Origin of the sequence: Enterococcus sp. AZ095b (assembly GCF_051714725.1) — a bacterium.
GTDB classification, from domain to species: Bacteria; Bacillota; Bacilli; order Lactobacillales; family Enterococcaceae; genus Enterococcus_B; species Enterococcus_B pernyi.
In genome coordinates this window covers 2,456,146-2,476,335 of sequence record NZ_JBIOSL010000001.1, presented here as the reverse complement: position 1 = coordinate 2,476,335, position 20,190 = coordinate 2,456,146, and the positions used below count along the sequence as shown (strand labels likewise).

Sequence of the window (20,190 nt, the reverse complement as noted above, 5' to 3'; positions counted from 1 at the left end):
CTGTTAGAATAGAGCTATCTGAAAAAAGCATAAGCGCAGTCTGCTGAAGTAGAAAGGGCAGGTGATCAACGTGGGGGAGAATTTGAATGCGCTTCCTGCTAATGCAGTGGCGAAATTAACCTGGTTTCGTCAATTACTACATTATTTCAAACAAATGATCATGCCAAATCTAAGTATTTTTATTGCTTGGGGTTTGTTATCGATTGTATCAAATATCGTATCAGGTGATTTGCATCAAACGCTTGCACATGTCAGTGATTGGCTGATTTATCTGTTATTGCCTATTTTGATCAGTTACTCTGGAGCAAAAATTTTTGATCAAAAAGCAGCTGTAGCAGGTGGGATTGCTGTCATCGGTATGATAGTAGTTTCTGATCTTCCACAACTATTCGGAGCGATGATCATCGGTTTGATCACGGGAGGTATTTTTCACTGGGTGGATCGTTGGTTGGCGCCGAAAATCAAACCTGGCTATGAGATGTTGCTGAATAACTTGATGATCGGTCTAATCGGTGGGGTTGTCTGTCTGTTAGGCATACTGGTCATCCAACCAATTGTTGAAGGTAGTTTGTCTTATGTTGGACGCTTTGTTTATTGGCTCATTGAACAACATTTGTTACCAGTGGTCAGTTTAGTGTTGGAACCGTTAAAGGTCTTATTTTTGAATAATGTCATCAATCACGGCATCTTGACACCTTTAGGAATGGAGATGACACAACATGCGGGGCATTCGATCTTATTTTTGATGGAAGCCAATCCTGGGCCAGGAATAGGGATTTTAAGTGCATTCTTGTTTGCTGCTGATCGAGAAAAAAGTGTCAAAGCAGGTGGAGCATTGATGATCCAAGCTGTCGGAGGAATCCATGAGATTTATTTTCCTTTTGTCTTGATGCAACCTGCGCTTTTTTTTGCCGTTATGATTGGAGGAGCAACAGGAACGTTTGTGTTCCAACTGTTTGCTAGTGGGTTGAATGCTCCGGTTTCACCAGGTTCATTGGTGATTATTTTAGGGAATACACCACCTTCACAATTAGCAGGTGTCATTTTAGGTATTATTCTCAGTGCGCTTGCTACGTTTATTTGTGCCATACTGTTATTGAGAAAAACGAAACCTGTGGAATCGATCCTCCCAGAAAGGAGCCAACTGATGAATCATGAAGCGGTCAACCAAATCATCTTTGCTTGCGATGCCGGGATGGGTTCTAGTGCAATGGGCGCAGCCATTTTGAAGAAAAAACTGCATGCGCAAGGGATAGATATACCTATAAGCTATACCTCTATTTATAGTCTGAAGAATCATCAGAAACAATTGGTGATCGTACAAAGTGCCTTTCAATCTTTAGCACAAGAAAAAGCCAAAGAGAGTCAGATCATTGCTGTCGAACATTTTTTAGAAGTTGAGTCGTATCTACCATTGATCAAGCAGCAACTTCATGAAATAAACAGTGAACCTCAGATCAAAAAGCAACAAGAAGTTAAACAACCTAGAACCAGAGTTGTGTTTTTATACCAAGGAAATCGACGAGGCTCACAAACGATGGGGATGACGATTTTAATGAAGCTAGCCAAGGAATATCAGGTCGATCTATCTGTAGAAAAAACAGCCGTTGAAGACCTAGTACCCGAAAAAGAAGTGGTATATCTTGCGAATGAAAGAATGGCAAAGACGTATCAACTGGAACAACAAGTGGAGCATTTGTTGATCATTGATCATTTTGTCAGTACCAAAGCCTATCTATCATTAGTAAAGGAAGTGGACTAAGATGTATTTGTCACCAAGGGAAAAAGAATTATTGACAGAACTCATCAATAGTCCAGCACCCGTTTCTATACAAAAAATGGTCAATGTTTTACGTGTCAGCAAACGGACTGTATACCGCGAGTTGGAGCAATTAGAACGATCGCTCAAGGAAGTAAATGCTTCGCTGAAAAAAATAACCCGCGGATCATTTATGATTGAAGCGACACCTGAAACAATGACACAACTGCGCCAACTACTGAACGAAAAAGAGATGGAATTATCGACAACTGAAAGGCAACATGCAATTTTATTAGAGCTGTTACTCACGAAAGAACCATTGTCTTTAAGTTATTTTTTAGAAAAGTATTTGATTAGTAATACGACTTTTTATGCTGATATCAAGCAACTCGAAACCAGTATGAAACAGCTACCATTATCTATCACTCGTAACCGTGGTTATGAAATCACTGGACCGGAAAAATACCGAAGATTGCTGATCGCGAATATCTTAGAGTTGGAGATTAATGCGTATGAAATATTTCACTTGCTGGAATTTGATACGACAACGAATTTCTTTTTTCAATTTATCATGACAGATAGTTTATTACTGGCGCGTCAAGTGGTACGAGAAGAATTGATCCAGCAAAAGAAAGAATTAAGTGACCGGAAACTGGAACATTTAGTTTTGATACTCAGCATTACGATCGACCGTGTCAAAAAAAATCACGTGCTGACGAATGAAACCTACACTGGACTAGTGAACAAAGAGTTATTACGTATCGCCAAAGCTTTATTTTCTAAAATCGCTAAGGAAACGCAACAACTTTATCCAGTCAATGAGATCGTCTTTTTTGCTAGTCTATTAAATGACTTCTCGAATTCCTTCGATCAGGATTTCTTTGAAGAAACATTTGATACGCAACTCGCTTATCTTGTGAAACAGTTGATCCAAGTAGTGAGTGAAGCAACAAATAATCCATTCTACCAAGATGAAACACTCTACAAAATGTTGTTGACCCATTTATCAGGAGTATTCTCTCGAGCGGTACTTCAAGAAGAACAATTGACTAATCCAATTTTAGAAAAAATCATGGTTCAATATCAAGAGATTGCTCAAGCCATCCGTCAAGGAATCGAGCAGATTTTTCAAGAAAAGAAACTATCCGAAGAAGAAATTGCTTATATGGTTCTCCACTTTGCGAACTCGTTAGAAAAAACACCAAAGGACAGCACGATCAAAATCGCTGGTTTTTCCCCTAGTGGATTAGCTTCGACAAGTATGCTTGAGTTAAAACTAAAGAGGTACTTCCCATTTGTTCAACATATCCATTTTTATCGAATTGCTGATCTAAAGAAAATCAATTTAGAAGAAGAGTATGATCTCGTCATTTCTACTTCGATCTTAAGTGGCTATGAGGGGAAATATCTATTAGTTTCACCATTACTTCTTGAGGAAGAAATCAAACAATTAAAAGCAGAATTTGCTCGTTTGACAGCCCATCGAACGGAACATATCCGGTTAGCTGATCAACCTTCTGTTATCGAAGATACTTATGAAGAAACGGTGTTGATGATGAGCAAAATCAATCGATTACTTCAGCACTTCTTCATTCAAGAATTAGACAATCCAGAAACAGTAGAAGCTACGTTGAAGGATATTTTCGACTATTTACCTACAGGGTTGGTCCAAGATAAAGAAAAAGTCTATCAGCGTTTAATGAAAAGATATCAACAAGCACCGATCGGTTTACCTCATACCAACATGGGGCTTTTCCATACTTCTAGTTCTGAGGTCACAGAACCCTTCTTCTGTATTTTTCAATTGAAGCAAGTATTGGAAATCGAAGGAATGGACAAAACGAAAGTTGATTTATCAAGAATGTTAGTGATGTTAGCCCCGTCTCCAATTGATGAAGCTACTGGAAAGTTACTTGGGAAAATAAGTGGTGCATTGATCATGAATGATTTGAATACTGAGATTTTTCGATCAGGAAATGAGGCAATCATCTATCAGTTGTTATCTAAAATTTTGATCGATGAAATAAAAAAATAAAGGGGGGCTCTATTGATGCTTGAGATTCCATCTGAACATATTTGGTTGAACCAACAGTTTGGTAGCTGGAAAGAAGCCATTCAGCAGATTGGTGAACAACTTCTTGAAAAAAGAGTGATCCAAAAGGAATATACCGATGCGATGGTTGCTCGCCAAGAAGCAGCAAGTGTCTATATCGGCAACTTTGTGGCACTTCCTCATGGAAAAGCAAAAGATGAACAGATTGTTGAAGAAGGTATTTTTTTGTTCCAAGTACCTGATGGCGTTGACTTTGGTATCGACGAAGAAAAGAAAATCGCAACGATTTTATTTGCAGTGATCATGCGAGAAAACCAACAACTAACAAGTTTACAAGAACTCGCCTTTTTTTGTTCCGATGTCGATCAAGTGATGGCATTGAGCGATGCTCAAACAGTAGAGGAAATCCAACAAATCTTAAAACAAGCTGAGGAGTTTTGACGTAAAATACGCAACGACCAATCAATTGATTGGTCGTTTTTTTTTCTATTTTTTTGGGAGAATCTCGCCAAAATCGTAATTATATAGTGAAGGAGGTACGACGAGAAGGGCACATGTTCCCAGTTGATCTATTCCACTAATGAAAGGAGCCAAAGAATGAAGAAATCCTCTGAATCACTATTTTTGATTCTACCAATCATTATTTTAATCACTATTTTTTTTCAAATGAAAGTGAGACCAGTCTCGGCAGAAACATTGCCTGACCTACCCATGTATCAACAAATCACTGCATCTGATCCCAATCAAACTTTACGTACAGCTGAACAATCAATCCCACAGGATAATAGCTGGACAAATTTCAAAAAAAACTATCAATTAGTCCAAAGGGCCACTGGGAAATTGATTACTATTGGTTCGACGAATTATATTGAAGCGGCGATCCATGAATATTCTCCAAGATTGGCTGATCCATTTGCAAATGAAAGTGTCGTTGTTGATCCAGCGATCCATATCCCTCATATCGATATCCATCTATCTAATGGTGGCAGAGAAATTGGTTGGTACGGCAAGCGAGTGAAGGGAGAGATTGCGCTTTGTCTGGAACAAGGAGTAGCGCTGAATATTGGAGAAAATAGCGGGTATACTTCAAGTATTCAAAACACAGAATTATTGAAGAAAATTTCTTTGATTAAATACTATGGGGTGATTGCGACAAACTACACGATGGAAAAAGAATTGATGACGCAACTCCTTGCTTGGGAGCAACAAGGAATCACCCCCACCAGTATTACTGGTGTTTTGACAATGAACGATTACCAAACATTCAAACGAACAGTGATGGAACAAGTGGAACGGTTCTATACCCAACCGAGTTTTGATGGACAAATATTGGATATAAAAGCCGGCGAAAGCCAAATATTGACCGACACAACAGGAGCATTTTCAAATTATAGCTCATCGCCTGTTCAACAAATCAATGGAGTAACCATTGAAAAGCAAGGTAATCAAGTAACAGTCACTGCATCGAAAGAAGCACCGGCGACAAGTGAAATCGCATTTGATTATCATATCCCCAGTAGTTATCAAGGAGCAATCGTCGTGTACCAACATCCTTATACACAAAACATGGTAGTCGGTAGAGTGCCACAGCTGACAAGAACCTCCTTTCAGTTACGCGTGCAAAAATATGGACATGCAGGTATCCGCAAAGTCGATCAACAAACAAAACAACCATTAGTAGGCGCCGTTTTTTGTTTCACGACTGCGGATGGACAGATAAAAGAATTGACGACAGATTCTGATGGTGTTGCTATTTGGCATGATCTACTCGTTGATACGGTCGTTACGATTCAAGAAATCAAAGCGCCAGAAGGCTACGTTTTAAATCCAACGCCCCAGACTGTCACTGTCAAAGTGAATGAATTGACGAGTATCACATTAGCTAATCAAGAACAGACAGCTAATTTGAAGGTCATCAAAGAAGATGCAGAAACAGGCAATCAGCCTCAAGGAGGTGCCCAATTGATCGGAGCTGTCTATAAATTAACGGACAAAGACGGAGAAACAGTGGCGGAATTGACGATGGAAGAGGTTAATGGAAGTGCATCAGCTGAGCTAAAAGGGTTAAAACTAGGAACCTATTATTTACAAGAGACCATTCCACCGAAAGGATATAACTTAGATCCGACCATCTATCCTATACATTTGACTTACGCAGGACAAAATGAAACGGTGGCTGTTCATAGCAAAACAGTCACTGATCGCGTCATCAAGGGACATGTCGAAGGATATAAATTTGGTTCAAAACCTCTTATCCCCACTTCTATCTTCGAAATTTTACACGCATTAACATCCAATCAAACGAATCATAAACCACCACTCGAAGGAATCGAACTAACAGCCACCGCTCATACCACAGGAAAAGAATATGTCCAAGTCACTGAAAAAAACGGCTACTTTAAATTTATCGATTTACCCTATGACACGTATACGATCGCTGAAACTAAAGGAACGGATGGCTATTTGATCATTGAACCATTTGAAGTGACGATCAGTGAGGAAGGCTACACACATTTCTTTTTATTAGAAGATGAAATCATCGAATCACGCGTACATCTCATCAAGATCGATCAAGAAACAGGACAACAAATTCCCTATGCTGGCGCACAATTCAAGATTTTTGATACTTGGGCGAATGATGGACAAGGGGCATTTGTAGCAATGACACGTCCGAATGATACAGAAAAAACTGAGATTTTTGAAACGAATCAAAAAGGGGAATTAGTGACAACAGAGAGCTTACCTTGGGGCGTGGATCGCTATGAGCTTCATGAAGTCAAAGCGCCAGAAGGCTATCTCCCGTTAGAAGAACCATTGATTTTCAGTGTAACAGCAGAAAATCATAGTGCATTGATTCGCTTAGAAGTCCCTAACCGTTTAGCAAGACAATCCATTGAATTGATCAAACGAGATCGCTTGAATGAACAACCTTTGGTGCAAGTACCATTTGGTTTATATCAGGTAGAAAAAGCAGAAAATGGCGGAGATATCCTTCAATTTATTGAAGAATATCTCACGGATGATGAGGGAAAAATCGAAGTAAGCGATTTGCCCTATGGGACCTATCAATTTATTGAAGGAAAACCATTGGAAGGGTATTTACCTTTAGAAGAACCTTTAGATTTTTCAGTAACTATTGAAAAAGATGGTGAGTTGATCGTATTAGAAGCCTATAACGAACGCGAAAAATTAGCATTGACGAGTTTGTTCACAGCAATCGACGGAAGTAAGGAGCTTGATCCAACCAAAGACAATCAATTGAAAGACGTAGTCTGGATCAAAGGAGCAGCCATTGAAGTCGGTCATGTGTATACCGTAGTGACCCAGTACCGAAAAGGTGACACCGGAGAACTCATCAACGAAGCAATCTCAACCTACACAGCAAAGAGTAAAGAAGATCAATTTGAAGTTTTTCTTGAGCTGAAAGCCAATACGCTAAAAGACAAGGAGCAGTTGACTGCCACTCACATTTTATACTACGAGTCTGAGCAAGAAAATGAGGTAGCACGTGAAGATGATTTGACGAATCAAGAACAGACTGTTCATTTCAATACACCAAAAGAAGGGGAAAAAGAAGAAACGAAAAAGCAGGAAAATACTCGTGATTTACCTAAAACAAATAGTCGTACTTCTGTTTCTCTAGTAGGGCTAGGTAGTTTATTTCTAGGAGTGAGTGGTCTTTTGATCTATCAACAAAAAAAGGGTGGTTTGAATGACTAAAAGGAAAAAATACATGAGATTTGGCTTGTTCATATTCAGTTGTTCAGTTGTTTTGTTCGTCAGCGGCTGTAAAACACAACAAACAGAAGATCCATCAACAGCTGGCCCTACTTCAAGCAAAATGAAACAGGCAATCAGCATGGAGACACCAGAGGAGAGCTATTTCAAAAAAGAAAACAATTCTTCTCATTTGTTTGAGTTTGCTTCTCAATTTAGAAAACCACTGGATCTTCCCACGGAAGCAATGATCAAGGATGAAACCAATCAGCTGAGAATCGCTTACCTTGAAGCCACAACAGTCTCTCAAAATCGGGAAAATACAGAATCAAGAAGCAATCTCACGAATCGCTTCGAAGAAAACGAACAAAAAGGTACTCTATCCAATATTTCAGCAATTCCAGAGAGCGATAATCATTGGCAAGGTCCTTACGTCCATGCAAATGCTCCATTGCAGATCTTACCAAGAGGAACAGCAATTGATCCCTTTACCTATTTTACTGTTGTTCAAGGAAGTGATCCCGTTCCAGTGATCCATTATACGCCCGTCGATCCTAATGAATCTGGCTACCAAGTGATGCAGATCACAGCAATTGATTCAAAAGGGAAAGTGAGTGTTGCGACAGTCACCTTTCTGTTTAATCACTCTCCGATCATTCAGCAAGTAAGACAAAGTCACCACATCACGATTGGTTCAAGTATTGACTTATTAGCGGGCATTTCTGCTCATGATGAAGAAGATGGTGAATTGACCTCAGAAGTTCAAGTACAAACCACACTCCAAACAGAACAAGAAGGCAGTTATGAAGTGATTTATTCTGTGACTGATCAATTTGGAGCAAGTACCAAGCTGATAAGTAATATGAGGATCACCAATGAAGCACCAATAATCGCGGGGCCGAACCAGCTCGTTTTACCTGTTGATCAATCATTCTCTTTATTTGATTATTTCTCCGCAAATGATCAAGAAGATGGTGCGATCAACCTTACTTCAGACAATATCTTGGCATCCGATCTTGTCCCATATGTACCAGGAAACTACTTCGTAAGAATTGGGAATGTCGTTGATCGGTATGGCAAAAGAGCGGCAGAGCGTACGATCCGTGTTCACTTAACAAATGAAGCGCCGACGATTACAAATACGCATATGACTCTTCCTGTATTTAGTGAACTGAATAAAGAAAGCTATCTAGCAAAACTAGTTCTTGCAGATCGTGAAGATCCGGTTGAGCAATTACATGTGGCAATCGATCTGCCTTTTTGGGAGAAAATCGACACTTCCCGATTAAATACCTATCGTTTTCCTCTTCAAGTCCAAGATACACATGGAGAGATCACCAAAACCTTTGGGAGCATCCAAGTAATCAATGAACCACCTGTATTTTCTGGGATAGAGGATAAGAGAATCATTGTAGGCGAAGAAAAGCCAGATTTATTAGCAGGGATCTCCGTTTCGGATCGTGAAGAGAGTATTGGAATAGAAGATGTTGAGATCATAGAAGAAATCGCTTGGGATACACCTGGAAGCTATCCTGTTTATTTGACGGTCAAAGATACATTTACAGAAACGACAGTATCTTTTCATGTCATTATTCAAGACAACAATCCAGAAATGCCAGAGAAATTGAGCGAATAAGGAGAAATAAATGGATTATTTCAATCAAGCAATGTCTTTATTTTCCAACGGGGTGATTACTGCAGGAAGCTTACTGACCGTTTGGGGCATTATCCAATTAGGCGTTGCAATCAAAGAGCATAATGGGCCAGGGATGCAACATGCCATTTTTCAAATCGTTGGGGGTGCAGTGATTTTAGCTGCTGGTGCGTGGATCACGAATATTTCAATGTGAGGAGCGAAAAAGAATGGACGGTGCGATCGAATTTTTGCTACAAACGATTGCAGAACAATTAAGTTTATCGACGAATCATAAAAATAGTCTTTTACAAAACCTCGAACATTATCTGCCGGAAATCTATCGTTACAGTGTGACGATCATGGAAAGTGTCGTCAAACCTATTGCTTATTCCCTATTAGGTTTTCTATTGTTGATCGAATTTCAACAACTCGCACATCGACTATATGGCAAGCAGTCAGAGTTTGGTGGACTGGATCTTTTTTTGCCATTGTTTATCAAAATCGGATTGACCGTACTGCTTTTACGCCACTTGATGGTTTTCCTCAATGCCATTATGGATGTAGGTATTTTTGTTAGTCAAGGAATCAATCAATTGGAGATTCGAGGTGTGACGGATCAGACAATGGATATCTTCAACGTGATGGAGCAGATCGATCAGCTAGGTTTTTTTGAAAAAATGGTGTTGTTGATGATCTTACTCGTTCCCTTGATTCTATCGATCATTGTTAGCGTCCTTGCTCAAGTGCTGATCTTTTTACGCTTTTTGGAAATGTATCTTTATTTGAGTATCTCACCTTTACCGATTGTCGCTTTAGTGAATACAGAAATCGGGCATGTCGGAAAGAATTTTTTAAAACTATTTGGTGCGGCATCTTTACAAGGTGTATTGCTTTTTATCGTGTTGAATATCTATCCACTACTAGTGAGTACTATTTTTTCATTTGATGAGACGCAGGGGATGATTGCAGTGATCAGTGCGATCGTCGGTAATTGCTTGGCGCTATCCATGTGTTTGTTTTACACCATGAAATGGTCGAAAGCGATCATCGTTGCGGCCTGAGTGGGAAAAGGAGTGTGAAAAATGGCGATTGAAGTCGTGATCAGAAAAGAAATCAAAGAGTATCAAGAGAAGATCTTTTTTGGCTTCTCTTTAAGACAGGTTATCGTTATTGCATTGGCTTTAATCGTGATTTTACCGGTCGGCCTACTTAATCATTTTATTTGGGGCTATTCAATTGATGATCTAGGAATTGTATTGATGTTTTTTACTAGTCCGATTTTATCGGTGGGTTGGATCAAAAAAAATCAGTTACCTTTAGAAAAATATCTCCTTATCCGTTGGCGCCATCTTATCGCAACAAAGCACTATCCATATCAAAATGCTCGTTTGGAGGAAGATCATGAAGGGATTTCAACGAGGAAAAACAGTAAAACAGAGAAATATCGAAGTGAACAAGGGAATTAAAAAGTCTTCCTTAACCAAACTATTACACAAGCAAAAGAAAAAAAGAGGAAAAAAAGAACGAAAATCAGCACCAGCCAAACATGCACAAAGGAAGATTCGTTATGAAAAAATGTACGAAAGTGGAATTTGTGAACTTGCTTCCGGATATTATTCAAAAAGTATCCAGTTTTCAGATGTCAATTACCAAATTGCACCTGTAGAAGACCAACAAGCTATTTTTCAAGGGTATTGTACCTTACTAGATAGTTGTGATGAACGAACGCATCTAACGATTACCTTGAAAAAAAAGCGAATGGAACAAAAGGAACTGGAAAAGCAATTGTTCTATAAAGAAACAGGGGAGAGTCAGGACATCTACCGTCGAGAATTGAATGAAATGCTGCGGCGAACCATGACAGAAGGAGGAACGAATTTTAGCAAACAAAATCTATTGACCTTCAGCACGCAGTCTACTGATTATGACCAAGCCAAGCATTCCTTGACACGTATCGAACAACAACTTAGTCATAGTCTTTCGGAAATCGAATCAAGTAGTCAAACACTTTCTGGCAAAGAACGGTTGCAACTGCTCCATGAATTGATCAAACCTAATGAATGGTTCCAGTTCAATTATACAGATTTAGTTTATAGCCGTTTGTCGACAAAAGCAGTTGTTACCCCTGCAAGTTTCAGCTTTAAAGCAAAAGACTATATCGAAATTGGCTCAGAGTATGCCCAAGTCCTATATTTGAAAGATTACCCCACCAAACTTTCAGATAGATTGATCTTAGAATTAATGGATATTGGCGAAGAGTTGTGTTTATCGATCCACATTGAACCAGTGGATTCTGAAAAAGCAAATCAGTTGGTTCAAATTAAAAAAGCTTATATGGAAGGGGACAAAACAACTGCTGAAAGAAAAGCGACACAAAAAGGCTATGATCCTTATTCAAATATTCCGTATGAATTGACCAATAGTATCAAAGAAGCCGAAGCTTTATTAGACGATCTAGTCAAAACCGGTCAAAAATTATATTTTGTTACCTTCCTCGTTTATTTCCGATCTCAGACCAAAGAAAAACTTGCTGATATTGCGGAACAAGTCCAACATGTTGGGCGTAAAAATCGTTGTCATTTCAATGCATTAGACTATCTACAAGATGAAGGATTCAATTCGGTCTTACCTTTAGGAAAAAATTGGATCGAACAACAACGGACGTTGACGACAGAAAGTACAGCGATTTTTATTCCATTTTCAGCGCAAGATCTTAATCATATAGATGGCAAATATTACGGGAAAAATGAAATGACCAAAAATAGTGTAAGGATCGATCGTAAGCAACTAAACACGCCGAGTGGCATGATTTTAGGTAGCTCTGGTTCAGGCAAAGGTGTAGCCAAAAAATATGAAGAAATCACGACGTTACTTAAAAATCCCGAAGATGAAGTCATTTCGATTGATCCGGAAGATGAAGATACGATCATCGGCAATGATTTTGATGCTCAAATCATCAATATCGCCCCTAATACCAATACCTTCATCAACTTACTAGATATTTCAGAAGACTTGAGAGGAGAGGCAGATCCAGTAAAATTGAAATCTGACTTTCTGTTAACTGCTTGTGAAGCCTTGATCGGTGGGCCAACTGGGTTAAATTCGGCACAACGATCGATCATTGATCGTGTCACGCGATTGACGTATTTCAATTTTCAAAAAATCTCAGAAAAATCAGCGCCGACATTGGCGGAAGATTGGTTTCCGCTTTTAAAAGAACAACCGGAAAAAGAGGCGCAGACATTGGCGTTAGACTTAGAGTTATATATCGATGGTTCACTTTCGATGTTTTCTAAACCAACTAATGTTTCTTTAAATAAACGTTTTGTGATTTACAATACGAAACAACTAGGGAATCAATTGAAAACTTTTGGGATGATGGTTGTTTTGGAACAAGTGTGGAATCGGGTCGTTCGCAATCGAGACAGAGGCATCACTACTTGGATCTATATTGATGAAATGCAACTCCTGTTAAATGATCCTTACTGTGAAAATTATTTTTTTGAACTATGGAGCCGAATCCGTAAATGGGGTGCGATTGCCACTGGTATTACCCAAAATGTCGAAACCTTATTATTATCAGATAAAGCACGCCGAATGTTAAGTAATACGGAATTTATCATTATGTTGAAACAAGCGAAAAGTGATTTAGATGAGCTGTCTTCCTTATTCAATCTTTCGTATCAGCAACAAAGACAATTACTCAATCCAATCAAAGGCGCAGGATTGATACGGGCAGGCAATGCCATTGTCCCTTTTTCCAACACTGTTGATCCAACAACAAAACTTTATGAGTTGATCACCACTGATCCTGTCGAACGCCACAGATTACGACAGGATGTATCGCCATGAAAAAAAACGATGTAGGCATTGAAGAGACCGTGAAATCACGAAATAAACGAAGGAGTAACAGACATTTTCTGCGTAGGAAAACGAAAGATCCTCGCAGAGTCATGCTTGCATATCAGACAAAAATAGTTGATTTCTCTTTACTTGGAAATAAAACTTCGATCAGTAGCAAAGTCAGCCTTTACCTACTTGTTGGTGTTAGCATTCTCATATTTTTTCTCTTTTTCAGTATGATCGGCTTCGTTTCGTCTGCCACGATCAAAATCAATGAGCTTGAATTGACGAAGGTATGGAAATATTTAACCGAATTGGATGTGGAATTGACACTAGAATTAAACTCAACTAAGAGTTTGATTCTAGTAAATGAACGAGTAGTGGCTGCAAATGAAGTCGTGATCAGGTCTGATATTGAAGAGGTGCTGATTTATTTAGACATGGCTTATGGTGAAGACCAATTAGGAAATCCAGATGTTCTCAAAGAAACGATCCAAGGATTGCATGAACAGATGTGGCAAGTAGACAGTAACGAAGGTCAAATCAAATTAACATCACGATCATTGTCGCAAGTGATCACTTGGACGCCGGAGTGGAAAGAACGCAGACAGCTGTTAGCAGAAATTGGTCTTTATGCAAGTTTGACTGAATTAAGCAATCCATTGAAAGAAACAGACTCTTTACGCATAAAACAACGCTTTGGTTATTACGTAACAAATCAAGAAAAAAGCTTACTTGAAGGACTGCTCATCCAGACAGAACCGAAAGAAAGCATAGTCGCTGTGATCGCTGGAGAAATTACAAGAGACCGAGAGAACGTAACCATCACAATGAACGATCAAACCATTACTTATCATGATGTAGATCTAACAGCTACTGAAGGACAGATGGTATCGGTGGGGACAGAGATCGGGAGAGTAAAACAAGAGGAACTGCATCTGTCTTACCAGAAAAAAGGTGAAATCGTCAATCCAGCTTTTTATCTCCCCAATGTAGTCGATAACAATGAGACACAGCTTGATCCCATTGAAACGGACGTTACATTTAATGGACAGAAATTTCGAGAAGTGATTTTACTGCATTGTCACGCATTTAGTGACCATGCAGAAACGATTATCCAAGAAGCTAAAAAGAATAATATCTCCCCCATTGTTCTAGCAGCCATCATGATCCACGAAACTGCTTGGGGGACGAGCGAAGGAATTCGAGAAAAGAACAATCCAGGTGGCTTGATGCGAGAAAATGAGTTGCTTTCCTACGCCACACTTGAAGAAGGGATTGCCGCCACCGCTCGAACACTAAACCAATTGATCGTGAACCAAAGACTGCTGACAGTCGAGCAACTCGGAAGTGTGTATTGTCCTGTAGGTGCAAGTAATGATCCCCTGGGATTAAACCAATACTGGGTACCGACGATCAAAGAATTATTTGTACAACTAGGTGGCAGTAAAGAGATGAGCTTACTCTGGCAATCGAATCACACAGTGGGTCAAGAGGTGTTGACACAAGCCAGAACATTGTATCGTCAAAACGTTCAGTACTCACAAGGCTTTGAACGAGGCACCTTTCCTTATCATGATTGCTCTTCTTTTGTTCTGTGGGCGATGAGAAGTGTTGGCTTGCCTGTGCCACTAGGTAGCACTGAGACATTGTATTCTTTGGAAGGGACTTTCCTGATGCCAATCAGTCGAGAAGATGTCAGAGCCGGTGACTTGTTTGTGTGGGGGAAGAAAGGACACTCTTTAGGTAGTTACGGCCATACAGGGCTATTTTTAGATGATGGTGGTAAAACGATCCTTCATTGCACACCTGCTACTGCACGAGGGTATGGTCAAGAAGGCGATATCGTCATCACTCCATTTGAAGGCTATGCAGGTGATTTCCAGCTGGCGCCTGTTTATTTCTATCGATTGTTGGGAGAAAAAAAATGAATGCAAAATCCCGCTTCCTTTGTCTCATTCTAGCTTTCTTTCTGTTTGGTAGCATGACTTTTAGTGTTGGTAGGTCACTTGTCTTTCGTTCACAAGAAAAAAGACAAGCCTCTGAAAAAAAATCCAGACAACTTTCGGAAGCACAAGTCAGAGAATTTTTACAAGCTTATTATACGTTTGAAACAGTCGGCGACAATTACTCTGCATATGTTGATGCTCTTTCTAACAAGATGAAAGATAAAGTAAAAACAGAACAAGGTAAAAAAACGCATAGTCCACAGCGTTTTGGCTTCAGTCGCTGGCTCAAAAGCGAGCATTATTTTAAACAAACGAACGAGGAAATGGTTGAAGTCCTCTGTTTGGTTGATTTTACGACGTCTTTATTGAATGAAGAAGGCGGAGTTGTAAAAAAAGATATTCGCCATCGTGAGGGTGTCAAACTGACTTATCTCTATGACACTAAAAATCATCGCTATGTCTTGGATGATCTCGAACAGCTGTCTTCTTTTATGGAAATACAATGATTGAGTAAGGAAGACCTTACAAATGGACGCAACAAAAATGAATGAGGGGAGTGACAACGTATGGCGAAAGAAACTGTAATCATCGATCAGATCCATCACTTACAAGTAGAAGAGACTCAGTTGGATTTGTTTCAGGCTTTGGAAGATTTAGAAACTGAAAATCGACGAGTCTTGCTGGCAAACACACAAGGACAATGTCGCATACGTATTTATGATCGTAAGGGAGAAATGATGATAGAAAAAGTGCTTCAATTTCCTTTGACAGAGGAGATTGAAGAGATCTTAAGTCAACACTGGGAGCAAGAAATAGCCAATACAAAAGAGAAGAGTCAGTTCTCTCATTCAAGCAACACACTGAAAAAAAATCAGTTGTTACAAATCAATTGGAAAAAAATCATCAAGCGATTACTTCTTAGTGGAGTAATCGTTTTTGTTGTGATTCAAGGTGTCGGTTTGTTTGTTGAACAAAGAACGAATAATGAGCAAGCGACAACCGAAGAAAATCAGAAAAGTTCATGGCAGTCATTAGTAGAAGCAGGCGCATATGAAGAAGCTGCGGAAGAATATCCCACTCAGTATCAGCAATTGATCGATCACTTAGTGGAAGAACAGGAATTTTCTTGGGTAGAGAAGTTGAATGAGCAAAAGCCAACAGGAAATGCCACCTTTGATCTGGCTTTTTATCAAAACGATTGGAAAAAAGTGATTGCGACCCACGTGGAACAATTGACGGAAAAGCGCCAAACCAAGTTAGCGATTGCTTATTTGGAGCTGGAACAAGTACAAGAAGCCGTTGTGTTGAATCGCCACTTGAAACATCAGGAGATCACGTTAGCACTGGATCAGTTTTATTTTGAAAAAAGTCTTGATTGGTTGAAAGAAAAAGAAATGAACAAAGCGAAAGAAGCATTTGAACAAATCCAAACGGAAGAATTAAAAGCGGTGATGGCGGCATACATAGAGCAAGGAACGATTATTTTAGATTTCATTACGTTCTATGAGGCGTCAGCCGATATGTCTGAAAATCTAATGCTTTGGGAAGAACGGTTGGCTCGATTAGGAGAGTCAATGGAATAAAAACCTTACTTTGTAAAAAAGAGTCCAAAAGATCACGAGGATGTGCCTTTTCGTAGGTATCTACAGATAAAATGCTCCCTTAAATGAAGAAAATAATTGTATCAGCGTCTCTAATTAGTACCAGAAGTCTTTCATCAAATCACTCATTTGGATCACTCCATGTTTTGGCACAAATGATTGTGACAAAATCCGACTATTTATCTAAATGGTAAGCGGATACAATTTGGTTAAAGAAAGAGATAAAGGAGCGATTGAAGTGGAAGAGACGATACCAAAAAATAAAATTTCATTCAAAGCAAAAGTACAAAAGTTAGGAAGTACCTTATCTAGTATGGTGATGCCGAATATCGGTGCGTTGATTGCTTGGGGTGTTTTGACAGCATTATTTATTCCAGATGGCTATTTACCAAACGAAGCGTTTGCTACGATGGTCGGCCCAATGTTGACGTATTTAATTCCTTTATTGATCGGCTACACCGGAGGGAAAGTCATCGGTGGTGATCGTGGTTCAGTCGTCGGAGCAATTGCGACGATGGGTGTAATCGTTGGGACAGATATTCCGATGATGTTAGGTGCCATGATCATGGGTCCATTAGGTGGCTTTGCCATCAAGAAATTCGATCAAGTGTTTCAAAAACATATCAAATCAGGGTTTGAGATGTTGGTCAACAATTTTTCTGCAGGATTAATCGGTTTTGCGTTAGCATTGATCGGCTTTTCTGCAATTGGTCCAGTGGTGGATACACTGACGCAAGCGATGGCAACAGGTGTTGAAGCAATTTTAAATGCAAATTTGATTCCATTGACGAGTATTTTTATCGAACCAGCGAAAATCTTGTTTTTGAATAATGCGATCAACCATGGCATTTTGACTCCTTTAGGAACAGAACAAGTGGCTACAGCCGGTCAATCGATCCTGTTCTTGTTGGAAGCTAATCCTGGACCAGGTCTAGGTGTATTGTTAGCTTTCACACTATTTGGCAAAGGCGCGGCAAAATCATCTGCACCGGGTGCAATGATCATCCATTTCTTAGGTGGAATCCATGAAATCTATTTCCCATACGTAATGATGAAACCGTTATTATTCTTATCAGTGATTTTTGGTGGGATGACAGGTAGTTTCGTTTTCCAATTAATGGATGCAGGCTTACGTGCGCCAGCTTCACCGGGTTCGATCATTGCCATTTTAGCAATGGCACCATTGAGTGCTTACTTACCAGTTATTTTAGGGATCGTCGCTGCAACAGCCGTTTCTTTTGGGATCTCTGCAGTCATTCTAAAAGCTGATGCGAAAGAAACAAGTGAAGATTTTGAAAAATCAGTGGAAGCGACTCGTCAAGCGAAACAACAAGCGAAAGGAACTGGAACTACTAGTCAGGGACAACCAGCTTTATCAGCGATCAAAAAAATCATTTTTGCCTGTGATGCTGGAATGGGGTCAAGTGCGATGGGTGCTTCCTTGTTAAGAAAAAAAGTCCAAGAGCATCACTTACCTCAACTCGTGACGAATCAAGCCGTTAGTCAATTATCTGATGAAGCAGACGTATTGATCGTGACTCAAGTTGAGTTGCAGGAACGAGCAAAACAAAAAGCGCCACATGCTCATTTTGTTGCAGTAGAAAACTTCTTAAATTCACCAAAGTATGATGAAATCATCCAAGCATTAGGAAGTAAGGAAGAAACACAGCCAAGCCAACCACTCTCTACTACTCCAACAGATGATTTGGATTTATCTGAATTAAAAGATATCAAAGAGATTTTACTTGTTCATGACGATCGTGCAGGATCAGCGACAATGGGATTGTCCTTATTGAAAGATATTTTGAAGAAAAACCAATTGGAGATCCCTCTGAAAAAAATCAATATTGATGAGTTGACGGAGCAACCGAATACACTGATCGTTTCAAGAGAATCCTTGTCTGAGGAAGCACGTTCAGTGGCACCGCATTCACTTCATTTTTCAGTGGCGACGATGGTCAGTCCACAAAAATATGAAACGATTGCTCACTATTTGAAAAAAGTAGCATAAGGAGGAAATAAAATGTCTGAATTAGCATTTGATATGATCGAGTTGAATAAGGCTTTTGCAACAAAGGAAGAGGCCATCCGATACTGTGGAAGAAAATTAGTGGAAGCCGGTTGTGTCGAAGAACCCTACATTGACGCAATGGTGGAACGTGATGCGATGTTATCCGTTTATATGGGGAATTTTATCGCGATCCCTCATGGAACAGATGAAGCCAAAGCATTCGTAAAAAAATCAGGGATCTGTGTGATCCAAGTGCCAGATGGTGTCAATTTCGGGACTGAACAAGAAGAAAAGATTGCGACAGTCTTGTTTGGTATCGCTGGCGTAGGAGAAGAACATCTGCAATTAGTGCAACAAATCGCTCTTTATTGTAGCGACATGGACAATGTTGTCCAATTAGCAGATGCACTGAGTAAAGAAGAAGTCACACACAATCTAGCAATTGCCTAAGGAGAGAAGACGAATGAGAGCAGTACACTTTGGTGCCGGAAATATCGGCAGAGGATTTATTGGAGAAGTTTTAGCTGAGAATGGGTTTGACATCACTTTTGTTGATGTCAACGAACAGATCATCGATTCATTAAATGAAAAAAGCCGGTATACGATCGAACTAGCTGACGAATCGAAAAAACAACTTGTCGTTGAACGCGTTCGCGGATTGAACAACCAAAAACAGCCTGAACAAGTGATCAAAGAAATAGCACAAGCAGATCTTGTGACCACAGCGATCGGTCCCAATATTTTACCATTCATTGCTGAACTGATTGCAAAAGGGATCGAGCAAAGAGAACAAGAGGGCAATCAGCAACCGCTAGACATCATCGCTTGTGAAAATATGATTGGTGGCTCTGAGCATCTAAAAATGGAAGTCTATAAATATCTGTCAGATACCCACTTTGCAGATCAGTCCATCGGATTTCCGAATGCAGCAGTGGATCGCATCGTGCCGATGCAACAACATGAAGATCCTTTGTTTGTGCAAGTGGAACCTTTTAAAGAATGGGTCATTGATGATACGCAACGAAAAAATAAAGAGATTTCGTTAAATGGCGTACTATACGTCAAAGATTTGGAACCATATATTGAACGAAAACTATTTAGTGTGAACACAGGGCATGCGACTGTAGCTTACACCGGTGCATTATTGGGATATGCAACGATCGATGAGGCAATGCAAGATTCGTTAGTCGTTGCCCAACTAAAATCAGTACTACAAGAAACAGGAAGTTTACTGGAAGCAAAATGGGGCTTTGATAATAAACAACATGAAGCCTATATTGAGAAAATCATCCAACGTTTCCAAAATAAATATATCTCAGATGCCATCACTCGGGTAGCTCGAACGCCTTTACGGAAGTTAGGCTATCAAGAACGCTTTACTCGTCCGGTTCGTGAATTGCAAGAATACAATTTGACTTGTCCACATTTGACAGCTACGATGGGGATCATTTTCAACTACTATGATCCTGAAGATGAGCAAAGTCGTGAACTGCAAGAGATGAAAGTGCGAGAAAATATGGATCAGTTGATCCAAGAAGTCACAGGTATCCATGATCCGACAACAATCAGTAACATCAAGCAAAATGTGATGCGTTATGCGAAACAAGTAGCTTGATTCTTG

15 protein-coding genes are annotated in these 20,190 nt (G+C 39.6%); all 15 read left to right on the top strand.

Features of this window, described 5'->3' with window-relative positions; translation table 11 throughout:
- Window positions 1-154: 154 nt before the first annotated feature.
- Entirely contained in the window at window positions 155-1,762 is a 1,608-nt protein-coding gene (locus IGJ99_RS11895) for a PTS transporter subunit EIIC (RefSeq protein WP_232508854.1), read from the top strand.
- Between the two features lies 1 nt (window position 1,763).
- Complete coding sequence (locus IGJ99_RS11890; protein WP_023520290.1) at window positions 1,764-3,794, top strand: BglG family transcription antiterminator; 2,031 nt, start codon at window positions 1,764-1,766, stop codon at window positions 3,792-3,794.
- A gap of 15 nt (window positions 3,795-3,809) precedes the next feature.
- Complete coding sequence (locus IGJ99_RS11885; protein ID WP_023520289.1) at window positions 3,810-4,253, top strand: PTS sugar transporter subunit IIA; 444 nt, start codon at window positions 3,810-3,812, stop codon at window positions 4,251-4,253.
- A 156-nt stretch (window positions 4,254-4,409) separates the two neighbouring features.
- Window positions 4,410-7,532 carry a SpaA isopeptide-forming pilin-related protein gene (locus tag IGJ99_RS11880; protein ID WP_023520288.1) on the top strand — a complete coding sequence of 1,041 codons (3,123 nt, stop codon included), beginning with the start codon at window positions 4,410-4,412 and terminating at the stop codon, window positions 7,530-7,532.
- Window positions 7,525-9,165 carry an immunoglobulin-like domain-containing protein gene (locus IGJ99_RS11875; RefSeq protein ID WP_224434241.1) on the top strand — a complete coding sequence of 547 codons (1,641 nt, stop codon included), beginning with the start codon at window positions 7,525-7,527 and terminating at the stop codon, window positions 9,163-9,165. Before IGJ99_RS11880 ends, IGJ99_RS11875 begins: the two co-directional genes overlap by 8 nt.
- Before the next feature lie 10 nt (window positions 9,166-9,175).
- A complete protein-coding gene (locus IGJ99_RS11870; protein WP_010736645.1) occupies window positions 9,176-9,379 on the top strand; it encodes a hypothetical protein in 204 nt (67 codons plus the stop codon).
- Window positions 9,380-9,392: 13 nt separating this feature from the next.
- Window positions 9,393-10,226, top strand: a complete 834-nt coding sequence (locus tag IGJ99_RS11865) for a hypothetical protein (RefSeq protein WP_010736644.1) — start codon at window positions 9,393-9,395, stop codon at window positions 10,224-10,226.
- 21 nt (window positions 10,227-10,247) lie between these two features.
- The gene (locus IGJ99_RS11860) at window positions 10,248-10,631 is read left to right on the top strand and encodes a PrgI family protein (protein WP_023520286.1); all 384 of its coding nucleotides are present in this window, start codon (window positions 10,248-10,250) and stop codon (window positions 10,629-10,631) included.
- The gene (locus IGJ99_RS11855) at window positions 10,615-13,017 is read left to right on the top strand and encodes a VirB4-like conjugal transfer ATPase, CD1110 family (protein ID WP_349520669.1); all 2,403 of its coding nucleotides are present in this window, start codon (window positions 10,615-10,617) and stop codon (window positions 13,015-13,017) included. Before IGJ99_RS11860 ends, IGJ99_RS11855 begins: the two co-directional genes overlap by 17 nt.
- Window positions 13,014-14,939: a peptidoglycan amidohydrolase family protein gene (locus IGJ99_RS11850; protein ID WP_153830072.1), complete on the top strand. Its 1,926-nt coding sequence runs from the start codon at window positions 13,014-13,016 to the stop codon at window positions 14,937-14,939. The genes IGJ99_RS11855 and IGJ99_RS11850 overlap by 4 nt, the downstream gene beginning before the upstream one ends.
- A 53-nt stretch (window positions 14,940-14,992) precedes the next feature.
- Window positions 14,993-15,463, top strand: a complete 471-nt coding sequence (locus tag IGJ99_RS11845; RefSeq protein ID WP_438770854.1) for a hypothetical protein — start codon at window positions 14,993-14,995, stop codon at window positions 15,461-15,463.
- Between the two features lie 60 nt (window positions 15,464-15,523).
- A complete protein-coding gene (locus IGJ99_RS11840; RefSeq protein WP_137072815.1) occupies window positions 15,524-16,540 on the top strand; it encodes a hypothetical protein in 1,017 nt (338 codons plus the stop codon).
- 256 nt (window positions 16,541-16,796) lie between these two features.
- The gene (locus tag IGJ99_RS11835; protein WP_023520281.1) at window positions 16,797-18,569 is read left to right on the top strand and encodes a PTS mannitol-specific transporter subunit IIBC; all 1,773 of its coding nucleotides are present in this window, start codon (window positions 16,797-16,799) and stop codon (window positions 18,567-18,569) included.
- A gap of 12 nt (window positions 18,570-18,581) precedes the next feature.
- Window positions 18,582-19,019, top strand: a complete 438-nt coding sequence (locus tag IGJ99_RS11830) for a PTS sugar transporter subunit IIA (RefSeq protein WP_019723779.1) — start codon at window positions 18,582-18,584, stop codon at window positions 19,017-19,019.
- A 13-nt stretch (window positions 19,020-19,032) separates the two neighbouring features.
- Window positions 19,033-20,184, top strand: a complete 1,152-nt coding sequence (locus tag IGJ99_RS11825) for a mannitol-1-phosphate 5-dehydrogenase (protein ID WP_023520280.1) — start codon at window positions 19,033-19,035, stop codon at window positions 20,182-20,184.
- Window positions 20,185-20,190: the final 6 nt, after the last annotated feature.

Excerpts from the sequence above, each read along its gene's own strand:
- IGJ99_RS11895 (WP_232508854.1), top strand. The coding sequence starts at position 155 with ATGATCATGCCAAATCTAAGTATTTTTATTGCTTGGGGTTTGTTATCG.
- IGJ99_RS11890 (WP_023520290.1), top strand. The coding sequence starts at position 1,764 with ATGTATTTGTCACCAAGGGAAAAAGAATTATTGACAGAACTCATCAAT.
- IGJ99_RS11885 (WP_023520289.1), top strand. The coding sequence starts at position 3,810 with ATGCTTGAGATTCCATCTGAACATATTTGGTTGAACCAACAGTTTGGT.
- IGJ99_RS11880 (WP_023520288.1), top strand. The coding sequence starts at position 4,410 with ATGAAGAAATCCTCTGAATCACTATTTTTGATTCTACCAATCATTATT.
- IGJ99_RS11875 (WP_224434241.1), top strand. The coding sequence starts at position 7,525 with ATGACTAAAAGGAAAAAATACATGAGATTTGGCTTGTTCATATTCAGT.
- IGJ99_RS11870 (WP_010736645.1), top strand. The coding sequence starts at position 9,176 with ATGGATTATTTCAATCAAGCAATGTCTTTATTTTCCAACGGGGTGATT.
- IGJ99_RS11865 (WP_010736644.1), top strand. The coding sequence starts at position 9,393 with ATGGACGGTGCGATCGAATTTTTGCTACAAACGATTGCAGAACAATTA.
- IGJ99_RS11860 (WP_023520286.1), top strand. The coding sequence starts at position 10,248 with ATGGCGATTGAAGTCGTGATCAGAAAAGAAATCAAAGAGTATCAAGAG.
- IGJ99_RS11850 (WP_153830072.1), top strand. The coding sequence starts at position 13,014 with ATGAAAAAAAACGATGTAGGCATTGAAGAGACCGTGAAATCACGAAAT.
- IGJ99_RS11845 (WP_438770854.1), top strand. The coding sequence starts at position 14,993 with ATGACTTTTAGTGTTGGTAGGTCACTTGTCTTTCGTTCACAAGAAAAA.
- IGJ99_RS11840 (WP_137072815.1), top strand. The coding sequence starts at position 15,524 with ATGGCGAAAGAAACTGTAATCATCGATCAGATCCATCACTTACAAGTA.
- IGJ99_RS11830 (WP_019723779.1), top strand. The coding sequence starts at position 18,582 with ATGTCTGAATTAGCATTTGATATGATCGAGTTGAATAAGGCTTTTGCA.
- IGJ99_RS11825 (WP_023520280.1), top strand. The coding sequence starts at position 19,033 with ATGAGAGCAGTACACTTTGGTGCCGGAAATATCGGCAGAGGATTTATT.